Genomic DNA, 24,258 nt, shown 5'->3' on the forward strand with positions numbered 1-24,258 from the left:
TATATCTTTTTATTCTGGAAATCATTTCATAGTTTTTTGGGAAATTTGATGCTGGATATATAAAATTGTATGATTTCTGGTGCCGACCTCCTTACTCCAGAATCATATAACTGGCAAAGTAGGTGTCATTCCCCACTGGTTCAACGTAATCCAGAACAAACACCTCTTTTTGTTTTACCGAGTCCCAGGCAAGTGTATACATCAGACCGCCGCCGGCCTCCCCGAGCGATATTCCCTCCCGGACAAACGACATGCCGTATGAGTTTACACTGCCGAGCTGATTGGTTCCGACCAGAGCCGGGTCTTGGGAAAAGGCCAGGATCGTCCCGTTTCCGGTGACTGCAAACGGGTAGAGTCCTTCTCTCTGGAATTCACTATTCGGGTCCATCATCATCTCAGTAACCGCGGGGATGCCGTCGACCGCTGCAAGATACCGCATGGTCCTAACCTGCTGGATCAGAGCGTTTCGGGTCTGCCAGTCAACATTGACCGTATGGGAAAACGAGGTATTATGCACATACATTCCCGCACCGATGTACCACTCGTTATCTATCGGCAGCACATAGGACAACTTTAACTCTCTTGAGTAATCCTGATTCGGGTTTGTATACAGATATAAGACATATCCTCCTCCCTGTTCTGCCCTAGCTATTGTCCGTTGAACAAATTTTACGCCGTTTGCATCTTCGGTGAACCAGGCATTTCTCCCGACGAGAGCCGGCTGATACGGGACCGACAATATCGTCCCATTCATATCTCCGGCAAATATATACAACTCACCGTCAATAAACTCCCCGTTTGGATCATTGAACGCCGCAATGGCTTTTTCTTTTCCTTCTGTATTGGCATAGATGTAGGCATTACTTACGAAGGCTTTCAATTCTTCCTGGGTAACGGTGAGTTCAGTGGTTTCATGGGGTAGCGGGAGATTGTCGACAAGCACAACTCGCCATGTCGCTCCGTATCCCGGATCTACGGTTTCCCACACGGCGTTCGTCTGGGAAATTATGTGTGAGCCCGGTCTATAGAATATGTAGGATGCATGCCCTGATTCGTTGTTGAGAATATCTGCAGCTGCCTCGGCAAATGAAGGTGTATATTCCGATGACTGGGTCGTGAGGTCACCTCCGATTTGCGGCGTGTCCTCGTCATAGATCACGACCCCGTTGTCCTGAGTGACCCAGACGGTATACCCGTATTCCGACCTGAGTTTCTCCACCGTTCCGGAGAAAAGATATCCTACATCAAAAGCTGCCTGGAGGGTCCCGTCAAAATTCCCCTCTGCGTCATAGACCGGTGCGATGATCTTGATTCCTCTGTCACCGTTTTGGAAGGTTACATACTCTGATATCAGACAATCAGGGCCGGCAACTCTTAGTTCTTCTTCAGTGTAGGGGGTGGTTATTATTTCCGTGCCGATGAGCTGTTGGTTATTCACATCCCCAGTAATGGCAGTAAGGATATTTTCCGTATCGACTCTGCCGACCTCATAGGACAGAGGGATCTCACTTTTGAGTTTCAGTAAAGCCAGAGCGACCGCCGGGTCATCTGCCGGCACGCCGTCCAGTTCCCGTGCCGCATTCCACACCGTCGCGGTCATCGTCTTCATTTCGTCATCTATGGTCTGGATATATGGGTAAAGGACCGTGTCCATCTCTGTATAATACTCATCAGTGACCGGTTCCAGATTTTCTGTCTCCGGGATAAAATTTATGCATCCGGAGGCGGATATGAAAAGAAGAACTATGATTATAAATACTATCTTTGAAAAAGCATGTCGTATCATGATCAGATTCCTTAGTGAACAATAGTAGAGGGAAAGTTCTTATACCTTTTGTTATGGGGAACTTTTCAGGAAATCAGCGGGAATGAGATGATACCGGCATACAGATTTTTGGGTGCCTGATCGGTAATTGTCCTTGCGAATGAGGAAATAGGTTATAATCCTCTAAAAAATGGGGTTATTTATGTGAACTTCATCGTGTTCATTTTAAGGAGTTGTGTTTTGCCGTCCGAAAATATCCCGCGAACCGCAATATCTCTAACACCCGTTACTCCTTCACCGACTCCCGTAAAGTAGACTTCTCCCGTGCTGGAATTTGGTGCCGGTTTTAGTGAGGCTGAAGTCGGGAGCGAGACTCCTTCGATCTCCAGCGAAAGCATGACCAGCTCATCAATTCTGCGTCCTTCATAAATCGTTACGATCACATCATTGCCAACTACAAACACATGCAGCAGTACATCCGGATCCTCAAGTGATTTATCTATGACATACCCGGTTCCGAGAAGTACGGCCGCGGCACAGGCACCTACAATGATGAGCGAAACAATTCCCAGAATAACTATCATGATCAGGCGTTTTTCTTTCTGACTCTGTTTTTTGTATCTTAGTGCCATATTGATTTACTCCAAACGCATCATACTTCCGTAGTAGATATCCTCATCTGCAGGTTCTACAGAAATGAGTACATACACCTCTTTTTCCGCGACCGAGTCCCACACAAGAGTATACATCAGTCCTCCTCCGGATTCACCCAGGGAGATGATCTCCCGTATGGGCGACATTCCGTAAGAGTTCGTGTATCCAAGCCGGTTCTTTCCGGTCTCAGAAGGGTCATGGGCATTGGCGAGGATGTCTCCATGTGGATTCAGGGCAAACGGATAGAGCCCTTCGACCTGGACCCCACTCTCTGGATCATTGATCATCTGCAGAATATCTTCCTGAGGGAGTAAGGTGGAGAGATATTGGAAGTTTCTCACCTGGGTGACCAACTGATCGCGTTCCTCCCAACTGTAGTTCAGGGACGTAGTTCCCGGGTATATTCCCGCTCCGATCAACCAGTCATCGTCGACGGATATAATATATGAAAACTTTAATTCGGTGATGAAGGCGTTGTTGGGGTTTGGATACTGGTAATACACAAACCCTCCTCCAAACTTTGCTCTGTCGATAAATCTCTGGACAGGCTTTACTCCGATGATGTCTTCCCCGCTCCATCGATTTATTCCGATCATGCTCTGTTGATATGGAAGGGCAAGGGTCGTCCCGTTCATGTCATAGGCAAAGATGTAGAGTTCTCCGTCGATGAACTCACCCTGCGGATCATTGAATGCACGCAAAGCCTCCTCTTTGGTATGGGTCCGTGCGTACAAGTATGCCTTCTCGACAAATGTCTGGAGTTCTTTTGTGGTGAGCCGGGCATCTTCGCAGGTATTGGCATTGATATTGGTGTTGATATTGTCACAGAGAACGATTCTCCATTCAATGTCGTTTGGGAGCATTAAAGTATACCAAACGGCATTTGCCTGAACATACTCGGTCCATCCGACGTTTTGAAACATGTATGATATGTTCCCTTGTTTTTCTGCAGCGATCTGGTACATGGCATTTTTGACCGTTGTTTCGCTGTACAGCGGGTCGGTCAGAGCGTTTTTGTCGAGTTCCTGAATATCCTCGTCATAGATCAGTACACCGTCCGGCTGCATTGCCCATATGGTGTAACCTTCCTGCTTTTTCAGCTGAGATACCGGCCCGGCAAAAAGATAGGCCGGGTTCAGGGAGACACGAAGCGACGCTGTGTATGTGCCATTTTCGTCATAGATCGGGGCAACGATGAGAATACCTCTTTCTCCGGTGATAAATGTGATGGGCTTTGTGATAATGCAGCCGTTCGTCGTATTGGTGAAATCCGCATCGCTGGTCGAGATTCCAGCCTGTTTCCCAATAAGATCCTGTTTATCCTGTTTGCTGATAACCGCAAGAAAGGTGTTGTCTGCACTGACGACATATACGTCATATGCGGCAGGGATGTCGCGGCGAAGTTGTAATAATGCTTGGTTTAATGTGGGGGTGTCTGTATTAGTTCCCGTAAGATTACCTGCCGTACTGTTTGTGAGAATGAAGATTTCGTTGAGTTGTTTTTCAAGGCTTGGGACGAACGTATCTAATGAACTCTGCATCTCGGCGATTTTTTCATCAGAGAGCGGTCCCATCTGTCGGGTCGTTATACATCCAGTGGTTAAAATGAGCGCCAGGATCAGACATACTATCATAAAATGTATTGTTTGCTGAGTCATTGTGCCGTAATCCCGGTCTATATAATTATTTTTTTACGTCTCCATGTATATAATATCTTGTCTATTTTTCCCTGGATTTTGTCCAGTTTTTTAGGAGCATGTGTTTACTCTTTCTCCTGCAAATGGGTTGTTTTTTTCTCATTTCCGGGTTGTTCTGGGACTTTTCAAGGCCTGGTGTTTTTTGAGAGGGGGGAGAAGCTCTTTAAGCTCATGGGCGATTTCGGCTGGGATTTGGAATTAGGAGGAAATGATGAGAAATCTACCGAAAAATGATGTGATACTCACCATTAAGTTCTCAAATTTGGCTAGGTACTCGGTTCTGAGTTCACCAGGTTGTGCGGTTCTGCGCGTTTTTGTCGGAAATTGCGGTGTCAGCGGGGATTATCGATGTCACGCATAGATTTCGAGAGAGAAGGATTTGAGTTATACGTCTGCTGCGGCCTGGCGTATTCCCGAGACGCAGTTTCGGGTTATGTTGCGTCAAAGGGCACGTGGGCAGGCAATACGTCAGGGCTTATACGTGATACCTTGTTTTCCACGGAGAACTTTCCCCTTGCATGAAAAGGAAGGAGGGTTCCTTCCCGTTCAGCTCTCATTCACAATAAACACATAATTCGTTGAATCGAACAGACTGTAGAAAAGATGCATGAACTCTTTGATGATGTCAAGAGGAGCCGGGATGACTATCTCTCCAATGGACAGGGTGGTAAGTGAGGCGTTGGTCGGTGTGGGGGTAGGAGTCGTGGTGGATGTAGTGACCGGGGAGTTCACGTAAATTGCCCGGGAATACGAATCTGTTGCTCCCGTACTATCGATGACCGTCAGCTTAACTATATAGGTTCCTGCCGAGGTAAAGGTGAAGGAGGGATTCTTCGTCGCCGAAGAGCCAAGTCCGCCGAAGTCCCAGACCCATTGTGTGGGCGAACCAGCGGATTTGTCAACGAACAAAACAGTTAATGGCATGGTTCCGGATTCGGATGAGGCTGTAAAAGATGCGTCGAGCCCTACTTTATTCACCGTGATCACGACCGTTTTATACACCGTTCCGTTAGCATTGGTTGCCGTAAGATTTGCTGTGTAGTTCCCGACGCTCGTGTATGTGTGGGTCAGCGTACCGCTCAGTGAGGAGAGGGAAGCAGTCGACCCATCCCCATAGGTCCACGAGGTCCATGAAGTCGAGGTTGCATTGGTTATATTATACGTGAATTTGACCGGCAGCGATACGGTACCTGAGGTAACATTTGCGGAAAGCGTGATGGTCGGCAGGATTTTTGCTGCGGTTGCCGGAAAAGTGTGGGAGATAGTAAGCAGCTGCGTGCTGGGATTTACGGTCACATATGTGGAAGAAACGGAATCTCCATTCAGCGAGACTGTAGGTTTGGCTGCAGTGAATACATACCCGGATGCGTTTTGGATCGTGATGGTCGCGGTGTACTGCGTATTTTCTCCAAATGTTGAAGCACCGGCATTCCATGATACACTGACCGGCGTCCCTCCGCCAGAAACGACGAAGGTAGTGTCTGGCGTTGCGCTATACACCGGAGCGGTAAGTTCGGTTACGGAAAGAGAGGTGATGTTGGTAAGAGTCGGGGCTGGACTAACGGTGATGTTGTGTGATGTTGTACTAGATTCCATTCCTTCCTTGCTCACAGTCAGACTCACAGTATATGTTCCGGCACTTGAGAAGGTATGTGTTGGATTTTGATTTAAAGAGGAATCTCCATCGCCAAAATCCCAAGCCCAACTATTAGGTGATCCGGTAGACGTATTGGAAAACTGAACACTTAGAGGAGCAGTTCCCGATGTAGGATACATGATAAAAGAGGCTGTGAGCGGGATTACTATCTCATTAACTTGAATATCAAGGGTCTTGATATCAGTCATTCCAGAAGTGGCATTTGTGGCTGTGAGAGTTGCAACATAAGGTCCAGGCGTAGAATATGTGTGAGATGCACTTGTTTGGCCGAATACATTATTTTCTGAATCAGTTGCAAAATATTTGAGTGTGAGAGATGTGGTATTATCATCAACAGAAAAAGTAAATGTCACTGGAGAATTTACATTAACTTCTATTGAATTTGCAGTGAAAGAATTAATTTTCGGTTCGTCATCTGCACTCACTGCTCCCACGCATCCCATCACAAGGAACATCGCGAGAAGCACCAGTAAACATTGTTTCAGTATCATTTTTCAACCTCCTCCATTTAGATCGACCCGACCGCAAACAGCAGCATATACACGATGATCAGACCAAGGAATGCGGCAACCGCAGCTTGACCGGCCCGCATATTCTGACCTGCGGTAAGACCCTTCCAGGTCACGACCGCTGACCAGATACCAGCTGCAAACTGACCCAGGATCGGGATCCATCCGATCACCGGATACGAAAGCGTGCTTCGCATAACGATCGCCATGATCTCTGAAAACCGAACCTCCGGCTCACAGACCCGTGCAACGATCCCGGTGATCAGTGCCTGGATCATCACGCAGATGATCCAGATCACATACAACACCAGGACGAACAGGACCAGAAGCATCAGATCGGTCTGTAGAGCAGAAAAGATCGGGAAATCCGTGATGGAGATCCGCAAAACGACCGGGAGCACATACGCGATCATCAGGACCGAAAGAACCGCCCACAACGCTCCCGACAACAAAAACATTCCCAGAGCGTCCCGGGGTGTCTCGCGCAGATAATAGGAAAACGCATCCGAAGGCCGGGTGATAAATCCGATCGCTCCGCCGTTATACGGCACTTTCTCACGCTTCTCTCCTCTCTCCGGTCTATCACGTTTCGCAGGTCTCTCAGCCTTCGCCCGTTTCTCCCGGCGTGCAGGAGCACGGGAAGACTCGACCGGCGGATGCAAAAGCGTCCCGCACAGGGCACAGACCTCATCATCCACATGGTTTCGTGCCCCGCACGCAGGACAGTATGTATCCTGCGAATTTCTTTGAGTCGGCTGGGCGACCGTGGTCACCGTGTACTGATGTTGCTCCGGCGCATACATCGAATGGTCTTCCTCGGGAATGATCTCGGAAAGCTTCTGGATCCACTGTTCGCGGTCAGGCATACCGGAGAACAGCAGATGCATCTCCTTCTCTCCCTCTCTTCCCGCGATCTGCAGGGCAATGCCCGGCTCGCCGACCTCACCCGCGAGACGGATGGCCCGGACAAGCGTGTTCAGTGAAAACTCACCTAAAATTGCCGCCTTGCCCTCAATAACCATCCGGGTGTTCGTCAGATGCAGCGTAATAAAATTCCGCTTGATCCGAACGCCGCCTGTTGATAGGATCACCCGCTCACCGGCATCGGGAGCGAACAACCCGGTACAGGTCACGACCGTCGGCTCAGACGCAGCTGAGATCAGTGTCTGTCGTACCGGCAGTTTCGCTTTTATTTCCTGCATCCAGGCACTTCGGGCGGACTCTGTCGGGAATGACAGGACCATCTGCTTTGCGCCTGTCTGCGATCCAACGGAAAGCGCGATCGCCGGTTCCCCTTCCTCAGTCTCGAACGCCGCCGCATCCATCAGCTCAGCGATCGCAAACTCCCTGCCGATCTTTCCGGTCGTATTCTGAAGGATCAGCCGGATGTTTGTCAGATATATGGTATAAAATGTCCGTTTGACTCGGACGCCCGCCGTTTCGATAACGACTGACTCACCGGAAACAAAATCCGGACGGATACTGTTTGCCGGGATATCGGGTGCAGGAATGGAGGTTTTGATCTTCAGCTCAGGCGCAGGGATCCGAGGGGGGACTGCGGTCCGGGGCTTTGCGACCTCGCCTCCTCCTTCGGCAAACGGTTTTACCCCGCTGACCTTCGTGATCTGATCTGTCCATGCCTCCTGCTCACCGATCTTGAATGCATTCCCTACCGGGAACCCCCAAATCATTTCCTTTTGCCCGTCCGGTGTCGAGACGATAAGTTTCAGACCCGGCTCGCCTGTTTCTAGTTTACAGGGGGAGGCTGAGAGGATACTGCTGACCTTGAATTCCCTAGGTGACGGACCCCCTTCAACAATGAGCCGTTCACTTGTCAGGGTGGCAAAAAACTGTCGGCTCTTTACGAGTATTGGTGATGCGTAATGCCGAACTTCATTTGCGTGCATCTCAACGGGAGACATATATGATTAGGTTAACTATTTCTCATCCGAACTATTTATACATGTCAACGCGTTATGCGATGTTTTAATACGTTTGCGGGTGTATTTTCATAATATGACTGACAATTCCTGTCCTATGTGCGGAAGTACCTTCGGGTCGCTTCTGGCAAAAGGCATATTGATGATCATTCTCGGTATCCTGATGATGGTCTTTACCCTGGCCTCACTGTTCGCCAGTGAGATCCTGCTTGCAATCCTGCTGATCTTTGTGGGTATCACTCTTCTGACCGCAGGAACAACCTTCTTTGGCCAGCCAAAACGCACCTGGTGGGTCGTCGTTCTCGGTATCCTTGTGATCATTTTTGGTATCCTAACCCTGATTTTCCCGGTGATCATGCTCGTTTACGCGATGTATGTTCTTGCGGCAGCAGCATTGATCGGCGGATTGACCGACCTTGCCCTTGCCCTGATGGGAAAATCCGCTCAGGTCAACCGTGGTCTTCTCGCTGTTTCCGGTATCCTCGGCATCATTCTTGGTATCCTGTTCCTGATCAACCCGGTCATTTCGGCATTCACCATCATCGAGATCGCGGGTATCTTCTTCTTTGCTTTCGGTATCGTCGCGATCATCGAAGCATTCATGGCAAAATCCGCTGCTGTATAACCGCTGGGGCGGCCTTAGCCGAGCAAGTTTTCGAAGGAAACTTGCGAGCAAGCGAGGCTTTCCCGCCTTTTTTTCTCATCAAAATAGACCCTCGCAAATCATAGATTTGGTCGCAAGGAAAATCCTTGCTCGCAAGTCTGTCGACTTGCTCAGCTGAGGGCGAGCCTTGAGGCTCACCCCGCCTCAGCTAAGATCGCCGGCTGCGCCGTCAATCCGCCTTCTCCTCCTCTCATTTCCCTCCACTTCCACTCGAAAATAACTATTTCCACTCCAAAATCACCCTCCGATGATCAAAAACACCCCTTTTCCGACCCGATAAAACCACACCCCAAACAAAAAATACGCCCAATGCTGCCGATTTTCCCGCCAAAACACCAAAACTATATAAATAAATGCCCAGGCGCCTGAAAAAACGATAACCCCCGACAGACTACCTACCTAGGTAGTGACCTAGAGCAGCACAAAAATCTCTCATCAATCACTTTTTTTTCGGGCGCCTGGTCTCTTATTATTATTATTTTATGTACATTGCAGAAGAGAGAGAGAGAGAGAATGAAAGAAAAAAACCAAAATGAAAATTACTTCTATATAAAGTACTACCAACCTAGGTAGGTAGTCTTTCCCGGGGTATCGTTTTTTCCAGGCGCCTCCCTACCAATTTATATATAATGAACGAACAAAAACCAAAATACGCCAGATCCTGCCGATTTCAATTTTTACCCGCCGAAAATCATCATCAAAAATCCATCAAAAATGATTGCCGGGAGGTCAAAATGGAATAGAAACTCCTATTTTCGAGTGGAAACACATCAATTTTTGCACAGTCAGAAGGCGTTTGCTTTTCTCCGCTTTGGGTCTTTGCCCATCGCAAACTTTCTGTTTGTTCGCAAGGCAAAGTCTTTCCCGCAAGTCTATCGACTTGCTCGGCTGAGGGACCTAAAGATCCTCGCCTCATTTGAAGATACCATTATCTCTCATGTGCGCAAAAGCTAAACATATGAGGCAGAAGCAACCCGGTTCCCAGATCGACCGGATAACGATCCGCGGATTCCGCTCGATACGATCCTGCGATCTCCGGCTTCGCGACATCAATATTCTCATAGGAGCCAACGGCGCCGGTAAATCTAATTTCCTCTCGGTGTTCTGCATGATGGAACAGATATTTGCAAAACGTCTGCAGAACTATGTCACCTATAACGGAGGTCCCGACTCTCTTCTCTGGTTCGGCAGGCAGGAGACCGAGAAGATCAGTGTCGGCATATACTTCGGAAACAACGGATACGGTTTCGATCTCAAACCCACAAAAGATAATCGGATGATGTTCGAGGATGAATGGTTCTCCTGGAATCTCCTCAAGGAGAACCGGTCACTTGGATGCGGACACCTGGAATCTTTGTATGATGCCGGGACCGGAACATTCATCGACAAATATGTGCTGAAACATGTTCATCAGTGGGTTGTCTATCACTTCAATGAAACAGGCGATCATGCAAAAGTCAAGCATATCCATGCGATCAATGATAACATTTCCCTCAGACAGGATGCAGGCAATCTTGCCGCGTATCTCTATCTGATGAAACTGACCGCCCCGAACAATTACCAGAGGATCAGAAAAGTGATCCAGCTTGCTGCTCCCTTCTTCGAGGATTTCATCCTGCGGCCGAAACCCGAGAATCCGGATATGATCGAACTCGAATGGTGTTCTACCCATGGAAATACACTGTTCAAAGCCGCGGATCTCTCCGACGGAACGCTCAGGTTCATCTGCCTTGCAACGCTTCTTCTTCAGCCTGTCGAGAACATCCCGGAAACGGTGCTTCTTGAGGAGCCGGAACTTGGTCTTCACCCCTATGCCCTTTCATTGCTTGCGGCCCTGATCAAATCCGCCGGTCTCGTGAAACAGATCATCGTTTCTACGCAGTCGGCTCTTCTACTGAGTGAGTTCGAGTTGGAGGACATCATCGTTGTCGACTGGCGGGACGACGCCTCAATCTTCCGCAGACTTGAGGATGACGAGGAGCTCCAGAACTGGATCGCTCAGGATTATTCTCTGGGAGAACTTTGGGAGAAGAACATCTTTGGCGGGAGACCGCAGTAAGCATGGTCACCCTGTTCATATCCTGTGAAGGGTATACCGAAGAGGTTTTTATCAAACGCCTGATGGCAAAGGAACTGGCGCATCTGGGTGTCACTCTCATTCCCGTGATCGTGATGACTTCAAAGCGTAAGTCGGGGGCCGTGTGCAGAGGGGGCTGCTCTTCCTACGATAAGATCAGGAGGGATGTACTGAATCTTTGCAGACGACCGGGTTCCTATGTCACGTCAATGTATGATTTCTATAAGTTTCCGGCGATCCCGGGATACACGGTGTCCTACGATCTAGCCTCCCCTCTTGAGCGGGTGACCGAGATGGAAGCGGCGTTTGCAGAGGATATCGACCGGGAAAATTTTCATGCAAACATCCAGCTGCATGAGTTCGAGACCCTGTTGTTTTCCGATCCTTCAGCGTTTTCCGTTTGCGGGATGAGCAGAAAACAGGTGAGTAAACTCGCAGCTGTCCGCAGGGATTTTCTCCCCGAAGAAATAAACGGCGGGGAGATGACCGCGCCTTCTAAACGGATACTGCGGGTCAATCCCGGATATCAGAAACCTACCGACGGGCTGACGGTCGCACGTGAGATCGGGCTTGAGACGATGTGCACAGAGTGCCCGCATTTTGGAAAATGGGTCGCATGGATCAAAACGCTCCCCGAAACGGCAAAACAAACAGTACATGAAAGGTAAGATAAATGGAAAAAATCGATTATAAAAAAGCATTTCCCGATCTGTATAAGCCGAAGACGAGTCCTTCCGCGGTGGAAGTTCCTCCTATGACGTTCATTATGGTCGACGGAAAAGGAAACCCGAATGATTCCGACGGTGAGTATCCCGCGGCGGTCGAGCTGTTGTATGGTCTGTCTTATACGATAAAAATGAACAAAAAAGGGGAGAGTCGACCGCAAGGCTACTTTGAGTATGTCGTCCCTCCACTTGAAGGGCTGTGGAGTCTGGATGAGGGGGTCGACTTCAAAAACAAAGAGAAGTTCCTCTGGACGTCCATGATCCGCCAGCCGGAGTTCGTGACGGCGGAGGTGTTTGCCGGAGCATGCCGCATGGTCGAAGAAAAGAAGAAACTGGATACGTCAAAGGCGCGGCTCGAGATATTTTCCGAAGGTCTTTGTGTGCAGTGCATGCATATCGGCCCCTTCGATGAGGAACCTCTGACTTTGGAGAGTATGGACCAGTTCATTAGGGAAAATGGTCTGACCCCTGATCTTACCACTCGCCGGCATCATGAGATCTATCTCTCGGACCCTCGCAAAACCGATCCGGGCAAAATGAAAACCATCCTCCGCATTCCGGTAAAAAAAGCGTGAATGTTTATCCGGTTTCCCGGATGAACTGTTCCACTCTTCTGCGGATCTCTTCCGGAGAGAGGGGAATATTCGGCGATGCCGAATTTCCCGGGCGGATAAGGAGATGAACGAACGAAACACCCCGTGATACGGCGCTTGATATCTCTTGAAGGGATACGGCACGTTCGACCGAGGTGATCCCGGCCGCACGTGCGAGCATCCCGATATCTGCGGTTTCATACGCTGGACTGATCTGATTCCCGGTGCTTCCAAACGTCCCGTTGTCCAGCGCCATGATATGCAGATTCTCACATTTCTGTGCCGCGATCACCGGCAGAACTGCCGATCCGAGCAGACTTCCGTCCCCGTCGATCACATAGACTGGCGTTTTCGGTGAGGAAAACGCACAGCCAAGACCGATCGCGGACGTCTGCATATAACTGCCGAGCATGTAGAAGTTCCCTGCCCGGTCCTTTGCCGCATAGAGTTCCTTGGACGGAACTCCGATATTGGAGATGATGACCGCGTTTTCGGGAACCGCGGAGACGATTTTTTCTATCGCGTCAAGCCGTGTGAGTTCAGGTTCGGTGTATCCCGGCAGGAAAAATGTCCGGTCCGGAAGTGAACGTTTCGGATACGTAATGGGTGCATCCTGCTGGGGATCCCAGCAGGAAGGAAGGATCAGAGCAACATACGGCGTCTGCTGTGTAAACGCACCTCTGATGACCTCTCTGATCCCTTCCAGATCCGCTGCGGATCTGCAGATCCGATACGGGATGTTATACACATCCAGCAGTTTCGGCAGCGGAGCATTGAACGGGATCTGGGCACAGATCTTCTCGTCGCATACACCCCGCCAGCTTGCAAGGATCGGCAGAGGAAAGTGATACACGCAGGAAAGCGAGAGGAGTGCGTTGAGCATATTCCCAAGGCCCGAGCTCTGGATCGAGACGAGCGGACGTTTTCCGGCGAGAACTACGCCTGCCCCGATCCCGACCCCGTCCTCTTCACGTGCCAGGTCGATGACCGGGAACTCTGTTTTTAAAAGCGCGGTGAGACGCTTGTTTTTATCACACGGCAGAGAGGCGATCATGTCGATCCCTTCTTCGTGCATGATCCGAAGAACCGTTTCTTCGTTCATAATGCCGGCACCTCGCCGGGATCGACCGTGGTGTAAACGCCTATCTGTGCAATCTCGCAGTCCTTTTTCACCCGCTCGTATCCCCCGCCGGTGATGTTTAAGAGGATCGTTGCATTTTTCCGGATAGAACCCTCTTCGGCTGCGGAGATGAGGGACGCGAAGGCAACGGCGGCGGCCGGATCGATGTCGATTCCGTTTTCCGCTTCGGCGAAGATTTTAGCGGCACTCGCCGCATCGCTGTTTTCTACGGTATACATTCGCCCGCCGCAGGCTTTCATGGCATCATACACCCCGCCGCGGATCCCATATGGGGGTGTACGGTTCGTCAGGACATGTGCGGATACCGCGGCAATTGAAGCCTGTGCATTCGGCATATCCTCTTCGGTGATATGATCTCTGCCTGCATTCCATGCACGGACCATCGGAACGAACGGCAGGTTCTGGGAGAGATGGAGCTCCGGATATGCACTGCCGAAGCGTCCATCTCCGATCAGGCGAACCGCAGCTTCCCATGCGGCGATCCCTCCGGTTCCTGAACCGACCGCCTGGAAGTAATACTCGGGCAGTTTTCCTATCGTAACGGCGGCATCGAGCATCACGCAGCCCATCCCGTCCCGGCGGGCGATGTTTTTGCCGCCGCCTTCCGGGAAAAATCCCGGGGCTTCGCAGATTTTATCGGCTGTTTTTATTGCGTCGGTGTAATCTCCGCGGACTGTGATAAGCCGAATATTGCTGTGATCGAAACATCCCGCGGTCCAGAGTTTGTCGGCCGAACTTTCCGGTACGACAAGGACCACGGGTGTCCCGAATTCCGCGGACATCTGGGCAAATGCCCGGCCGGTGTTTCCGGCTGACGCCACGACCAGTGTTCCGCCTCCCGCCTCATTCAGGCGGACGATCGTCGGCAGAGCTTCCAGTTCCTTGAACGAACCGGTTGGCACATAACAGCCGCGTTCCGGATAGTAGCCGGTAAAGGTGATCCAGAGATTCGGCAATCCGAGTTCGCGGCAGAGTTTCCGGTTTTGAAAGGTCACGGGTCTTGATTTGTTCGGGACAAAGCTATGGACCGGGAGCCAGTCGCTGAAACGGAAAATACCCGGGAGATTTTCCCGGACGGTCAGCTGAGAGGCTTTGTACTCGGCCCGGACAAAACCCGGATGATTGGGGCAGGCAAGGGTATAATGGTCTTCGAGAAGTTCCCCGCCGGCAAGACAGCGTAAAACGTAATCGCCCATCTAAAACCTCCAAGCGCCGGAATGGATCCGGTCGCGGACCAGGATCGCCGCCCGGTCTCCCCGCACGCGGTCGGACTGACGAAGTCCGATGGGGATATCCGCGTCCGGGATCTGCAGCGTTCCCGCGTTTGCGGAAAACACCTGATTTTTGCAGACGGTCACGCAGGTCAGGCAGCCCATGCATGATTTGCTGATCGAGAGGTCGGGCCGGATCGCCGCGACCGGACAGAGATCTTTCGCGCACTCTGTGCAGTCATCCACGCAGCGCGAAGGATCGACACGGACCCGTCGGTCGGTGTTCTGCCAGATATCCGCGTAGGTCGCGGCGGCAAATGGAGTCCTGTTCTGGATGTCGGCGACCGGGAGCGGGATATCTTCATCGAGAACGCGGAGGGCATTCAGGGTTTCGTCATCCAGTACAGGGATCGCGGTCCCGATCGAAGTCAGGCATTCGGCGCCGAGAGCGGTCACAAAACCGCCCATCATATCGGGATGCATGCCCCGCATATCCGCAGAGAGAGAAAGATTCGGTTTCTGCGGCGACGATCTCGTCCCGCACCCAAGGATCAGACCGGGTCCGCCGTTCACGAGCGCCGCCGCTCCCGGGACGTGATAGCGTAATCCCGGATCATTTTCGAGCGGATTGATCTCCCCACAGCCGGAAACGGACGCGCTCTGCATATCCGGTTTCATCGGGAACGTGGAAAAGATCGTGGAGATCTCCTCCCCGCTCCGGTTCACAAATCCCATGTAGTTTTTGAATGCTCCGCGGGTGACGATCAGCCTGGCGGAGGACATCTCGGCAAGGCTGACCATGCGGGTGATCTTCCCCGTATCGGTGATGATCTCTGCAGTGACCGGCTTTCCTGCGGCAAGATCTGAAAAAAGGTGTCCGCCGCCGTATGAGGGGTCGTGTTCCGCATGGGATGTCCCATACACCATACAATCGACATGTCCGTTGCTTTCATTCGGGCAGGGACCGATGAACGCCGGGACCCCGTTCAGTGTCATGGAGACGACACGCCGGAAGGTTCCGGGAGCGCCGGCCTGGAACGCGAGCACCGCGGACGTTCCGGACATCACGCCGAACGTCCCGCAGGTCACCACGTCCACGTCATCAGGGGTGATCTTCTCCCCTTTTCGGATACGTTCCTTGAGGGTTTTTGCCGTTATAACGACCGCGGTTTTGTCGGCGATTTTCCGGTTGATATCTGCAAGCGTTTTCATAAGATCACGATCCCCTCCACTCTGACGTGGAGGCCGTAGGACTTCTTCAGGATCATATTGACGATGCCGGTGTGCGTCCGGTCCATCATACAGAATCCCGGCAGGAATGGATGCCTGACCCCGAATGCCGGGGGGCGGGCGATGACCCTAGCCACTCCCTCGAATCCGATCATATGGTACATCTTCAGATCAACGATATCAGCTTTGTCCCGGGAAAAAGCGGGACCGACAACATGTCCGGTGATCAGCCCGGTGGTATAATCCGCTTCGAGGACCCGTATGACATGCTGGACCGGGCATCCCGCACCCGCGGGTCTGCCTAAAACGATGTCGCCTTTTTTGATTTCCTCGCGTTCGACCAGATCAGGTCGAAACGGCAGAAGTATTTTTCGTGCTGAGGGCTCGTTCGGCAGCGCAGAAAGCACAAAGTCGTACGGAGCATTGCAGATATCCGTTCCCGAATACGATGCGGAAAGCTCTCTGCAGCTGTATTTCTGACTATCCTCATGATAATACGGGCAGGCGGCAAGGTTTTTCATGCCGGACGCTGCCAGGATCATGAATGCATCGCAGCTTTCCGCTCCGCAGGCACCGCAGTCTTTTCCCGGAGGCGTCCAGATCATCAGTCACCCCGGTAGATACTGTCGGGAGCGTCGATTTGACGGATGACTCCAAAATGTTCCTGCCATCCAATCTCCTTTTTCCCGATACATATCGTGCATACGCCAAGCGGCGGGACCCCACGGAGCATATCCTTTTCTGACGGAGCGGGCGGCATATCCGCGATCACTTTGGTGAGATACCGCATCCCGGTCCCTTGGACGGCGTTGGTTTCGATGATGTCGATATCCGGCGCGACCTCTTTGATCCGCTCGCGGAAGACCTCCTTTTCTGCCTGGGAGACAAGATCGATCTTTGTTACCACTGCCACATCGGCAAGGGCGATCATCGGGGCCATCTTCAGCGGAGCATGGGTTCCCGACACGGCCGAGATAACACACAGACCAAGTGAGTTCTTTGTGTAGGGAGTACAGCGCAGACAGAGGCCCGCACTTTCATACAGGAGGTAATCGGCACCGTTTTTTTTTTCTGCCCATTCCATCGCGTCCCGGATGACCATGATCCCCATATGATCCGGGCACATATCTCCAGAGTACACTTTTTTTGTTGGAATACCGAATTCCGCCGCGATCTCCTCGTCCTCCCAGGCCTGCACGACATCGATCTTGAGGTATGCGGCTTTTTTCGGGTCGGGCAGACTCCGGATGATCTGTTTGACAACGGTGGTCTTTCCCGCGCTCGGCGGTCCGGCTATGGCGATCAGTTTGACATTCATGCCTCGACCCCTTCGAGTCCGGAAAGCAGGTCGCCGGCACGGATGCGTTCTCTGAGATGGGTGATCTTTGCATCCATTCGGGCGATTTCTGCGAGTGTCTCCTCCTCTTTTCGTCCCGGGGTCAGGATCTTTGTTACGGCTCCATTCCCCATGACGATCCGCGTCCCGGTGAGGAGAGCGACGTAAGGATCGTGGGTCACAAAAATAATGGCCTTCTTTTCTTCACGCAGGACTTCGATGACCCGGTCCTTGAAGATGCCGGCATTTTCCACTTCATCCAGCAGAATGATCGGCGTGTTGGAAATCACGATCGCGTCGGCAATAAAGAGCGATCTGGTCTGTCCGCCGGAAAGAGCGCTCATCCGCATATGCGGCGATATTTTCTCTCCGGTAAACTCGTTTGCGACGCTGATGGTTTTCTCCATGATCCCCTGCCCGTCCAGTTTGCGGGAACGGATATGCATCTCCAGAAACTCGGAAACGATCAGGTCGGCAAGGCATTTGGTATTCTGTGTGATCATGGCGATGGGTTTTTTGGACGGATCACGGACCAGAGCCTCGCCGGGTTCGCTGCCGTTGATTAATATTCGGCGGTTCGTGACGGTATCTCCCTGGGCAAACACTTCGATATCATTGATGAAAGCGGTTTTTCCCGAACCGGTCGGACCAACGATGGAGAACGTGTCGCCCGGACGGATAACGATCTCATCAAATCCTTCCTTTTTTCCATCGCGGGTGGTTCCGGGAAGAATAGTGAGCGACTCTATCTCTGTGCGTGAAGAAGACATACCTGATAATATCCACTTCACGCGTAATAATACTTTATCTACAAGCCATTATTATTAATATAAAAAGATAATATTTTCCATAAAATATAATTTTAGTATAACATTTAGTAACCATGCCCCAATAATCTGGTCTAAGTCTGATGTGTAATTAGGACTCATTTCATGAATATTCGGGAAGTGATCCGGTATTGATGAGGTATCACGTCAATTATACACTATTATGACATAATGAATGAAATTTGGTTCAAACGTCTGTGACTCGGAAAGATCTGAAAAAAGGGATTGGGATTTTGCGAGTTAGAAAAAGTCCAGGGTCGCCTGTTTTGGGGCGATCTTTCTCTCATCCTGTGCATCCTCAGATATCTGTTCTGGTTCGGGGATGGGAGGTTTTTCCGGCACCGCTGGTTTTTGCATCCGCAGTGCGTCCAGCTGATCCTCGAGTTTCCGCATCTCTGCCCTCTTTGAGGCAGCCATCTTTTTCACCTTCGTGTCCCGCTCCTTTGCGACCTGCTGGACTGTCTTCACTGCGGCGGCGGCGGCGACCTTGTCATGCAGAACGATTCCCATCTGATCGATGTCGAGGTCATGGCGTTCACAAAACGCTGCAGGATCCTTTTCGGCAAACCGGGAAAGCAGATCGAGATATTGACTTTGAATCTGACTCTCCGGAATGCTGTATCCTTCGGCAAGCGATGCCGCGAGCGTTCTTCTGACCGTCTTTTGCTTTTTAGCAGTACTCATCCGTTTCCAGCGGGACGGCGGCATGATCCGTGTCCGAAATCCTGCGCCCGCGTTTTCCGAAGCGACCCCAAGCGTCGTCATCGTGGAGGCATACCGCCAGAGGGTGAAATACTGGCGCCGCATCGTTCTGCCGAGGTACACATCGGCCCGTGAGATCCTGCCGTATGCCCTGATCCGCCGTTTGGGATCATTCATCAGTGGAATAGATTCCTCGACCCACTGCATCACGGCGTCCGGTTTTTCTTCACACTCGAACGAAAGTTTCTGCAGTTCGCGGTCCGGAGCTCCGGCAAAGACCCCGCCGACCAAATCAAAGATCGTTGCCCGTTCATCTTTCTGGGCGGTATTGATGTCCCCTGCCGAGAGACTGGTCTTCCCGGTCGAGGAGCCAAACAGCATGTTTACTGCCGTACGCATATCCCCTGCCGAACTCTCGGAGATCGCCAAAAGTGCGTCTTCCCCGCAGGCGATCCCTTCGACGCGGCAAATTTCTTTCATCCGTTTCTGCAGCGTTGATCCTGCGATCGCTCTAAAAGGGACGGGATCGCAGAGTCTGCGGATCGAGTCCGATACGCCGTATGCATCGTTCGCAATCAGAACGATCGGCTGTTTTGCTTCTTTGAGAATATCCGCAATTGCCCGGGCGCCTCCCCGGTCCGCATTTCCTTCGAGATTATCCACCTCGTCGATGATGATCAGTTTTCGTCCGGCGCCAAACAGACTGGTGGTGGTTGACGAGTTTCCGGCGACCCGTTCAATGATTGCTTTCGTGCGGGCATCCGAGGCGTTCAGTTCCAGTACTTCCCAGTCCATATCACGGGCAAGAGCAAGAGCTGCTGAGGTCTTTCCAATACCGGGTTTTCCCGTGAAAAGAAGCGGGCGTGAATCCGGTGTCCAGGTTCGTGCCCAGTCAACTATCTGTCTGACCGCGGATCCATTGCCTAAAATATCGGCAAGATGCATCGGGCGGTACTTCTCTGCCCAGTCCATGTTCGTTACTGTAATATGGTCGCCGGAAGATAATAACGGTTGGGAAAAGCCCGGGAAAGGGCGCGATGCGGAATCCTGAAAAAAGATTTATGAACTGATCATGACCTGATTTTTCAGAATGGTCCGGGTGATGAACTCGGCGTATATGTTGTTTTTCGTAAACACCGCCTCCTCTTCTCCCTCCCGCTCATATACTGCAAGTACCTCTTTTCTGTCTGCATAGATGATCAGTTTTGTCGGCATGGACATTTTTTTTAGGATTGGCGGCTGGAAAAGAGCATCTTTTGTGTCTTTGTCTGCCAGAAAACAGGGGAATGGTATGTTCTTTGCGGCCTTCCGGTTACTGACAACACAGTTGACAGTGACGCGTTTTGCTGCCTGAGAGAGTTCGTTTGTATATTGCTGATAAAAAATGGGGTCGTCGGAGATGATGAGGAGTTCATTTTTTGCTGTTTTCAGGAGAAGACGGATATGATTCTCAATACCCCACTCGGTTTGGATGGTGTGGGTCTGACCAAGCTGATCTGGGCAGGTAAGAGTAGCATAGGTTTCAAGCGCCAGACCCAGGGCATCATACCTGATTACTGCTTCCTGTTTCAGCCTTTCCATGGTGAGAGGAATGTCGGCGATCCGATAACGAACGGGTGACTGTCTGTTTGAGATGATAAAACCCTTCTTTTCCAGATTGGTGAGCGTCTCATATACTCTCCCCCGAGGAATCTGGGTAGTCTCGTGGAGCTCCCTGGGACTTGCGGAGTTTATACAGATAAGCATGAGATACACCTTTGATTCATACTCACTCATCCCGATCCCTTTGAGCTGTACTATCATATTTTCTTCAAACATACACCCTCGTCAATATGAGTATGTTTCCCATACGCAAAGATAAAATTTCCCCCTGATTCGGCCTGCTGAAACACAGATATTATCATTACAGAGGGGGAATAAATAGACAAGACAACATACCAAGGGGCGGGAAAAATCCTGTCCCTTCATTCTCAAGAGGTGATCCTAAAACCATGTCTGCAGATACATATACCCCCGAGTCCGTTTCAGACGCCGTCAGAAAATATGATGGTGTACGACGCAAAAAAGCGATTGGCAATCTAGTAAAAACGCTCCACATCGATAACATTGACGTTGTTGCATCGTACGGAGAAGATGCTGCGGTCATTCAGAACGGTCGTTCGGCTCTCCTTCTGGCTGCAGACGGGATATGGAATCAGCTGATGGATCTTGATCCGTATTGGGCAGGATACTGCTCGATCCTTGTCAATATCCATGATATAGCTGCAATGGGGGGCAAACCGATCGCGATGGTGGATGTTCTCTCTGCAGTAGACGATGAACTCATGGACAAAGTCACACGGGGCATGTGTGATGCAGCCAGAGCCTTTGACGTGCCGGTCGTCGGCGGTCATCTTCACCCCGATGCACCCCACAATGTCATCGACGTTTCGATCCTCGGGATCGCCGAGCTGGATAGCGTGATCTACAGTACGACGGCAGAACCGGGAGATGCGATCGTCGTCGCGATCGATCTTAACGGAAGGGTCCACCCGAATGCAGGTATGAACTGGGACTCGGTCACGATGAAGGACCCAAAACTGCTCAGGTCCCAGATCGCCGTCATGAAGACGCTCGGCGAACGTCATCTCCTGACCGCAGGAAAAGACATCTCGAATCCAGGGGTCATCGGGACGCTCGGCATGCTTCTTGAGTCCAGTAATGTCGGCGGTCTGATCGATCTCGACGCGATCCCGCGGCCTGATCTGGAGAAGCTCGGCATCGGATTCGAGCAGTGGGTACGGATGTATCCTGGTATGGGATTCATCGTAACAGCAAACCAGGGATCGGTCGATCAGGTCTGTCAGACTTTCAGAAAAGTCAATATGGCAGCTCAGGTCATCGGAACCGTAAACAATACCCGGCAGCTCGTTCTTCAGAAAGGCAGCGAGAAAGCCACGCTCTTCAACTTCTGCGTTGAGGGTATAACCAATATAACTGTATGATAACGCTTGGGATCGGCTGCGGCGCCGACGCCGAAAAGGTCTTGGCAAGTGCAAATACGGCAGCTTCAGAGGATCTCCACATTCTCTGCTATACGAAAGTCCCGCTGAAAGGATCAGCCTTTGTCGGAACGGTCATCTCGAATCATCCGGAGGTGGCTCTCATCGATGATCTCCGTGCGGGAAAAATTGACGGCGCAGTCCGAGGGACACTTCCGGCAAATGAGACCCTCCGTTATTTGAAGACCGCATACGGTGTCTCCCATTTGGAACGGATCGCACTGCTGGAAACAGCACACGGTGACAGGTTTTTCCTCGCACCGGTTGGTGTTGATGAAGGATGGACGGTGGAGGAGAAAGTAGCATTGATTGCCCGCGGCCGAGACCTCGCAAAGAGTTTTGGTTTGTCCGAGAAGACGGCCGTTCTCTCCGGGGGAAGGATCGGCGATATCGGACGACACCCGATCGTTGACAGATCCATACAGGACGCGATTCTGGTTGCGGAAAAAACCGGGGCGATCCATAGCGAGATCCTGATCGAAGATGCGGTCAAAGAATGTGGGGTTATCATTGCCCCTGACGGCATATCCGGGAACCTCATTTTCCGTACACTAACATTTCTTGGAACCGGAATCGGGCATGGTGCGCCCGTTACGAATATTCCGGGCGTTTTTATCGACAGTTCGCGCGCCTCGTTCGGATACGTCCCCGCCCTGAATCTGGCCGCGGCCCTTTCTGGAAAAAATAATCTATAATCAAGCTCTATTTTTCGATCTGGTTCTTTATGATGACTTAATCGGAAATTCGGGCGCAATGCCAAAGCAAAATATAAAATACCCTCTAAAAATCATCAGTATGATAAAAATGCTCATTTTTGGCATAGTTATATATATTATTTTGAACCATTTTCTCTTTGAGAATAATTATGGCAGACTTACCAAAAGCAGCAGTTGTCAGACTTGCAAAGAAAGCTGGCGCAGTTCGTGTCGGCGAAGATGCAGCAGATGCATTAGTAGCAAAAGCAGAAGCGTACATTGAGGCTATTGCAAAGCAGGCATTTGAGCTTGCCCAGCACGCAGGTCGCAAGACCATCAAGGCCGAGGACATTGACCTCGCCACAAAAGAATAACCAGATTTTATGTGGTGTGCGGGTCGAAGAGACCCGTGCATAAAACAAGCCCAGGCTTGTATTTTTTTACGAGCGGTTTCTCATGAAGCCCAGATTTTTCCCAAAAAGAGCTATGTCTCTTAAAAAAGTATTAGAGTGTTCCTTTTGTACTTGGAACCGCAGTGTTTCCGGGACGGACTGAGAGGGCTTTCCCGAGAGCTATCCCAAACGCCTTGAAGATCGCCTCGCATTTGTGGTGATCATTTACGCCGGAGAAGATCACATGCGCAGTGATGCCCGCATTGATACAGAGACTGTAGAAAAAGTGTTCGAATACATCGTTTGGGATACCGCCCGTAGAAATACCGGTGAAGGCACCCTCCATGACGAGATACCCCCTGCCGGAGATGTCCAGTGCCGCGGTGGCCCGTGATTCGTCCATAGGAATGATGGCATGGGCGAAACGCCGGATGCCGCGTCCATCGCCAACCGCCTCTTTGACGGCGGTTCCTAGAACGATCCCGATATCCTCAATCGTGTGATGACAGTCAACTTCAAGATCGCCTTTTGCCAGAACGGTCAGGGAGAAGCCGCCGTGACGGGCAAACGCGTTCAGCATGTGGTCCATAAATGCAACGCCTGTTGATATCTCGATCGTTCCGGGCGTATCCGGATCGAAAACGACACGGATGTTGGTTTCTTTTGTCTCTCGGGTTTTTTCTACTGATCGCATACTGCTGCCTCCAATGCTTCTTTCAGCGTGATTCGTCCGCTGTAGAGTGCCGATCCGAGAACACAGCCGGACGCACCCAGCTGTTTGAGACAGGCAACATCCTGAGACGTCGTGACGCCTCCTGCAATGATGACCGGAATGCTGACGGCATCCAAAAGTTTTTGTACGGGTTCGCTGTCGATACCGGCCTGTTTCCCTTCCACATCTACATTTGTGTAGAGAAGAGATCCGGCACCGAGTTCTTCGAACTTTTGTGCCCAGCCGATGTAATCGCCTGCAAGCTCCTGCCATCCGGAAACGGCGATCTCTCCCCGACGTGCATCCACGCCGGCCATGATACATTCGCTGCCGAACTCTTTACTTAGTGTCCGGATAACGGAGGGGTCCTGGGTCGCAAATGTGCTCAGGATGATCCGGGAGACCCCGCAGTTCAGCCACCCGCGGGCATCTTCAAGACTGCGGATACCGCCGCCGACCTGAACGAAGACGTCGGTCATCTCGACCACCTCGCGGATCATCTCCGCATTCGTGCTGCTCGCGGTAAATGCTCCGTCAAGATTCACGACATGAAGATTGGAAGCACCTTCACGGATCCAGCGGCGTGCATTGTCCATCGGGGATCCGTAGACCGTGGCCGTCAGACGGTCGCCGCCGACAAGCTGGACACAGTTCCCGGAAAGTATGTCGACCGCCGGGAAGATCTCCATC

Annotated in this window: 22 protein-coding genes; 7 read left to right on the forward strand and 15 right to left on the reverse strand. The window is 51.3% G+C overall.

The genetic code is table 11. The features are described from left to right. Positions 1-91 precede the first annotated feature (91 nt). The 5 genes from Q7J08_RS07765 to Q7J08_RS07785 form a co-directional block, all read right to left on the reverse strand. Positions 92-1,786 carry a cache domain-containing protein gene (locus Q7J08_RS07765; RefSeq protein WP_304911118.1) on the reverse strand — a complete coding sequence of 565 codons (1,695 nt, stop codon included), beginning with the start codon at positions 1,784-1,786 and terminating at the stop codon, positions 92-94. A gap of 179 nt (positions 1,787-1,965) precedes the next feature. Then, positions 1,966-2,397 (reverse strand): hypothetical protein, encoded by a 432-nt coding sequence (locus Q7J08_RS07770; RefSeq protein ID WP_304911119.1) that lies wholly within the window; start codon positions 2,395-2,397, stop codon positions 1,966-1,968. A gap of 6 nt (positions 2,398-2,403) precedes the next feature. After that, a complete protein-coding gene (locus Q7J08_RS07775; RefSeq protein WP_304911120.1) occupies positions 2,404-4,053 on the reverse strand; it encodes a cache domain-containing protein in 1,650 nt (549 codons plus the stop codon). A 609-nt stretch (positions 4,054-4,662) separates the two neighbouring features. Then, complete coding sequence (locus tag Q7J08_RS07780; RefSeq protein WP_370651243.1) at positions 4,663-6,264, reverse strand: PKD domain-containing protein; 1,602 nt, start codon at positions 6,262-6,264, stop codon at positions 4,663-4,665. Positions 6,265-6,281: 17 nt separating this feature from the next. After that, positions 6,282-8,189 (reverse strand): Yip1 family protein, encoded by a 1,908-nt coding sequence (locus Q7J08_RS07785; RefSeq protein ID WP_304911121.1) that lies wholly within the window; start codon positions 8,187-8,189, stop codon positions 6,282-6,284. Positions 8,190-8,298: 109 nt separating this feature from the next. Here Q7J08_RS07785 and Q7J08_RS07790 point away from each other — a divergent pair, with 109 nt between their 5' ends. From Q7J08_RS07790 to Q7J08_RS07805, 4 genes are all read left to right on the forward strand, one after another. Beyond that, complete coding sequence (locus Q7J08_RS07790) at positions 8,299-8,847, forward strand: HdeD family acid-resistance protein (protein WP_304911122.1); 549 nt, start codon at positions 8,299-8,301, stop codon at positions 8,845-8,847. A 997-nt stretch (positions 8,848-9,844) separates the two neighbouring features. Further along, positions 9,845-10,945: an AAA family ATPase gene (locus Q7J08_RS07795; protein ID WP_304911123.1), complete on the forward strand. Its 1,101-nt coding sequence runs from the start codon at positions 9,845-9,847 to the stop codon at positions 10,943-10,945. Beyond that, positions 10,909-11,631, forward strand: a complete 723-nt coding sequence (locus Q7J08_RS07800) for a DUF4276 family protein (RefSeq protein ID WP_304911124.1) — start codon at positions 10,909-10,911, stop codon at positions 11,629-11,631. The genes Q7J08_RS07795 and Q7J08_RS07800 overlap by 37 nt, the downstream gene beginning before the upstream one ends. Positions 11,632-11,636: 5 nt before the next feature. Continuing rightward, a complete protein-coding gene (locus tag Q7J08_RS07805; protein WP_304911125.1) occupies positions 11,637-12,263 on the forward strand; it encodes a GyrI-like domain-containing protein in 627 nt (208 codons plus the stop codon). A gap of 4 nt (positions 12,264-12,267) precedes the next feature. On the opposite strand, the gene comE is transcribed toward Q7J08_RS07805, so the two are convergent. From comE to Q7J08_RS07845, 8 genes are all read right to left on the reverse strand, one after another. Beyond that, entirely contained in the window at positions 12,268-13,383 is a 1,116-nt protein-coding gene (gene comE / locus Q7J08_RS07810) for a sulfopyruvate decarboxylase subunit beta (protein WP_304911126.1), read from the reverse strand. Next, positions 13,380-14,618, reverse strand: coding sequence for a cysteate synthase (locus Q7J08_RS07815; protein ID WP_304911127.1), 1,239 nt, complete (start codon positions 14,616-14,618; stop codon positions 13,380-13,382). The genes comE and Q7J08_RS07815 overlap by 4 nt, the downstream gene beginning before the upstream one ends. Beyond that, positions 14,619-15,845: a methanogenesis marker 16 metalloprotein gene (locus Q7J08_RS07820; RefSeq protein WP_304911128.1), complete on the reverse strand. Its 1,227-nt coding sequence runs from the start codon at positions 15,843-15,845 to the stop codon at positions 14,619-14,621. It abuts the gene before it with no gap. Beyond that, on the reverse strand, positions 15,842-16,468 hold the full coding sequence (locus tag Q7J08_RS07825) for a (Fe-S)-binding protein (RefSeq protein ID WP_304911129.1): 627 nt from the start codon (positions 16,466-16,468) through the stop codon (positions 15,842-15,844). The genes Q7J08_RS07820 and Q7J08_RS07825 overlap by 4 nt, the downstream gene beginning before the upstream one ends. Beyond that, positions 16,468-17,181, reverse strand: a complete 714-nt coding sequence (locus Q7J08_RS07830) for a GTP-binding protein (RefSeq protein ID WP_304911130.1) — start codon at positions 17,179-17,181, stop codon at positions 16,468-16,470. The genes Q7J08_RS07825 and Q7J08_RS07830 overlap by 1 nt, the downstream gene beginning before the upstream one ends. Then, positions 17,178-17,969: an ATP-binding cassette domain-containing protein gene (locus Q7J08_RS07835; RefSeq protein WP_304911131.1), complete on the reverse strand. Its 792-nt coding sequence runs from the start codon at positions 17,967-17,969 to the stop codon at positions 17,178-17,180. Before Q7J08_RS07835 ends, Q7J08_RS07830 begins: the two co-directional genes overlap by 4 nt. A gap of 297 nt (positions 17,970-18,266) precedes the next feature. Then, positions 18,267-19,700: a replication factor C large subunit gene (locus Q7J08_RS07840; RefSeq protein WP_304911132.1), complete on the reverse strand. Its 1,434-nt coding sequence runs from the start codon at positions 19,698-19,700 to the stop codon at positions 18,267-18,269. Between the two features lie 87 nt (positions 19,701-19,787). Beyond that, positions 19,788-20,546: a TrmB family transcriptional regulator gene (locus tag Q7J08_RS07845; RefSeq protein ID WP_304911133.1), complete on the reverse strand. Its 759-nt coding sequence runs from the start codon at positions 20,544-20,546 to the stop codon at positions 19,788-19,790. A gap of 173 nt (positions 20,547-20,719) precedes the next feature. Between Q7J08_RS07845 and Q7J08_RS07850 the strand changes: the two genes are divergently transcribed. The 3 genes from Q7J08_RS07850 to Q7J08_RS07860 all read left to right on the forward strand — a co-directional run bounded on the left by Q7J08_RS07850 (position 20,720) and on the right by Q7J08_RS07860 (position 22,838). After that, complete coding sequence (locus Q7J08_RS07850; protein WP_304911134.1) at positions 20,720-21,712, forward strand: methanogenesis marker 2 protein; 993 nt, start codon at positions 20,720-20,722, stop codon at positions 21,710-21,712. Further along, positions 21,709-22,464, forward strand: a complete 756-nt coding sequence (gene mtxX / locus Q7J08_RS07855) for a methanogenesis marker protein Mmp4/MtxX (protein ID WP_304911135.1) — start codon at positions 21,709-21,711, stop codon at positions 22,462-22,464. Before Q7J08_RS07850 ends, mtxX begins: the two co-directional genes overlap by 4 nt. Before the next feature lie 170 nt (positions 22,465-22,634). Further along, positions 22,635-22,838 (forward strand): histone family protein, encoded by a 204-nt coding sequence (locus Q7J08_RS07860; RefSeq protein ID WP_011832869.1) that lies wholly within the window; start codon positions 22,635-22,637, stop codon positions 22,836-22,838. Positions 22,839-22,968: 130 nt separating this feature from the next. Here the strand turns inward: Q7J08_RS07860 and hisB are convergent, their stop codons facing one another. Both hisB and hisA read right to left on the reverse strand, forming a co-directional pair. Further along, positions 22,969-23,550, reverse strand: a complete 582-nt coding sequence (hisB, locus tag Q7J08_RS07865; RefSeq protein ID WP_304911136.1) for an imidazoleglycerol-phosphate dehydratase HisB — start codon at positions 23,548-23,550, stop codon at positions 22,969-22,971. Beyond that, positions 23,538-24,257, reverse strand: coding sequence for a 1-(5-phosphoribosyl)-5-[(5-phosphoribosylamino)methylideneamino]imidazole-4-carboxamide isomerase (gene hisA / locus Q7J08_RS07870; protein ID WP_304911137.1), 720 nt, complete (start codon positions 24,255-24,257; stop codon positions 23,538-23,540). The genes hisB and hisA overlap by 13 nt, the downstream gene beginning before the upstream one ends. Between the last annotated feature and the right edge of the window lies 1 nt (position 24,258).

It is taken from the genome of Methanocorpusculum sp., from assembly GCF_030655665.1.
Taxonomy (GTDB): domain Archaea; phylum Halobacteriota; class Methanomicrobia; order Methanomicrobiales; family Methanocorpusculaceae; genus Methanocorpusculum.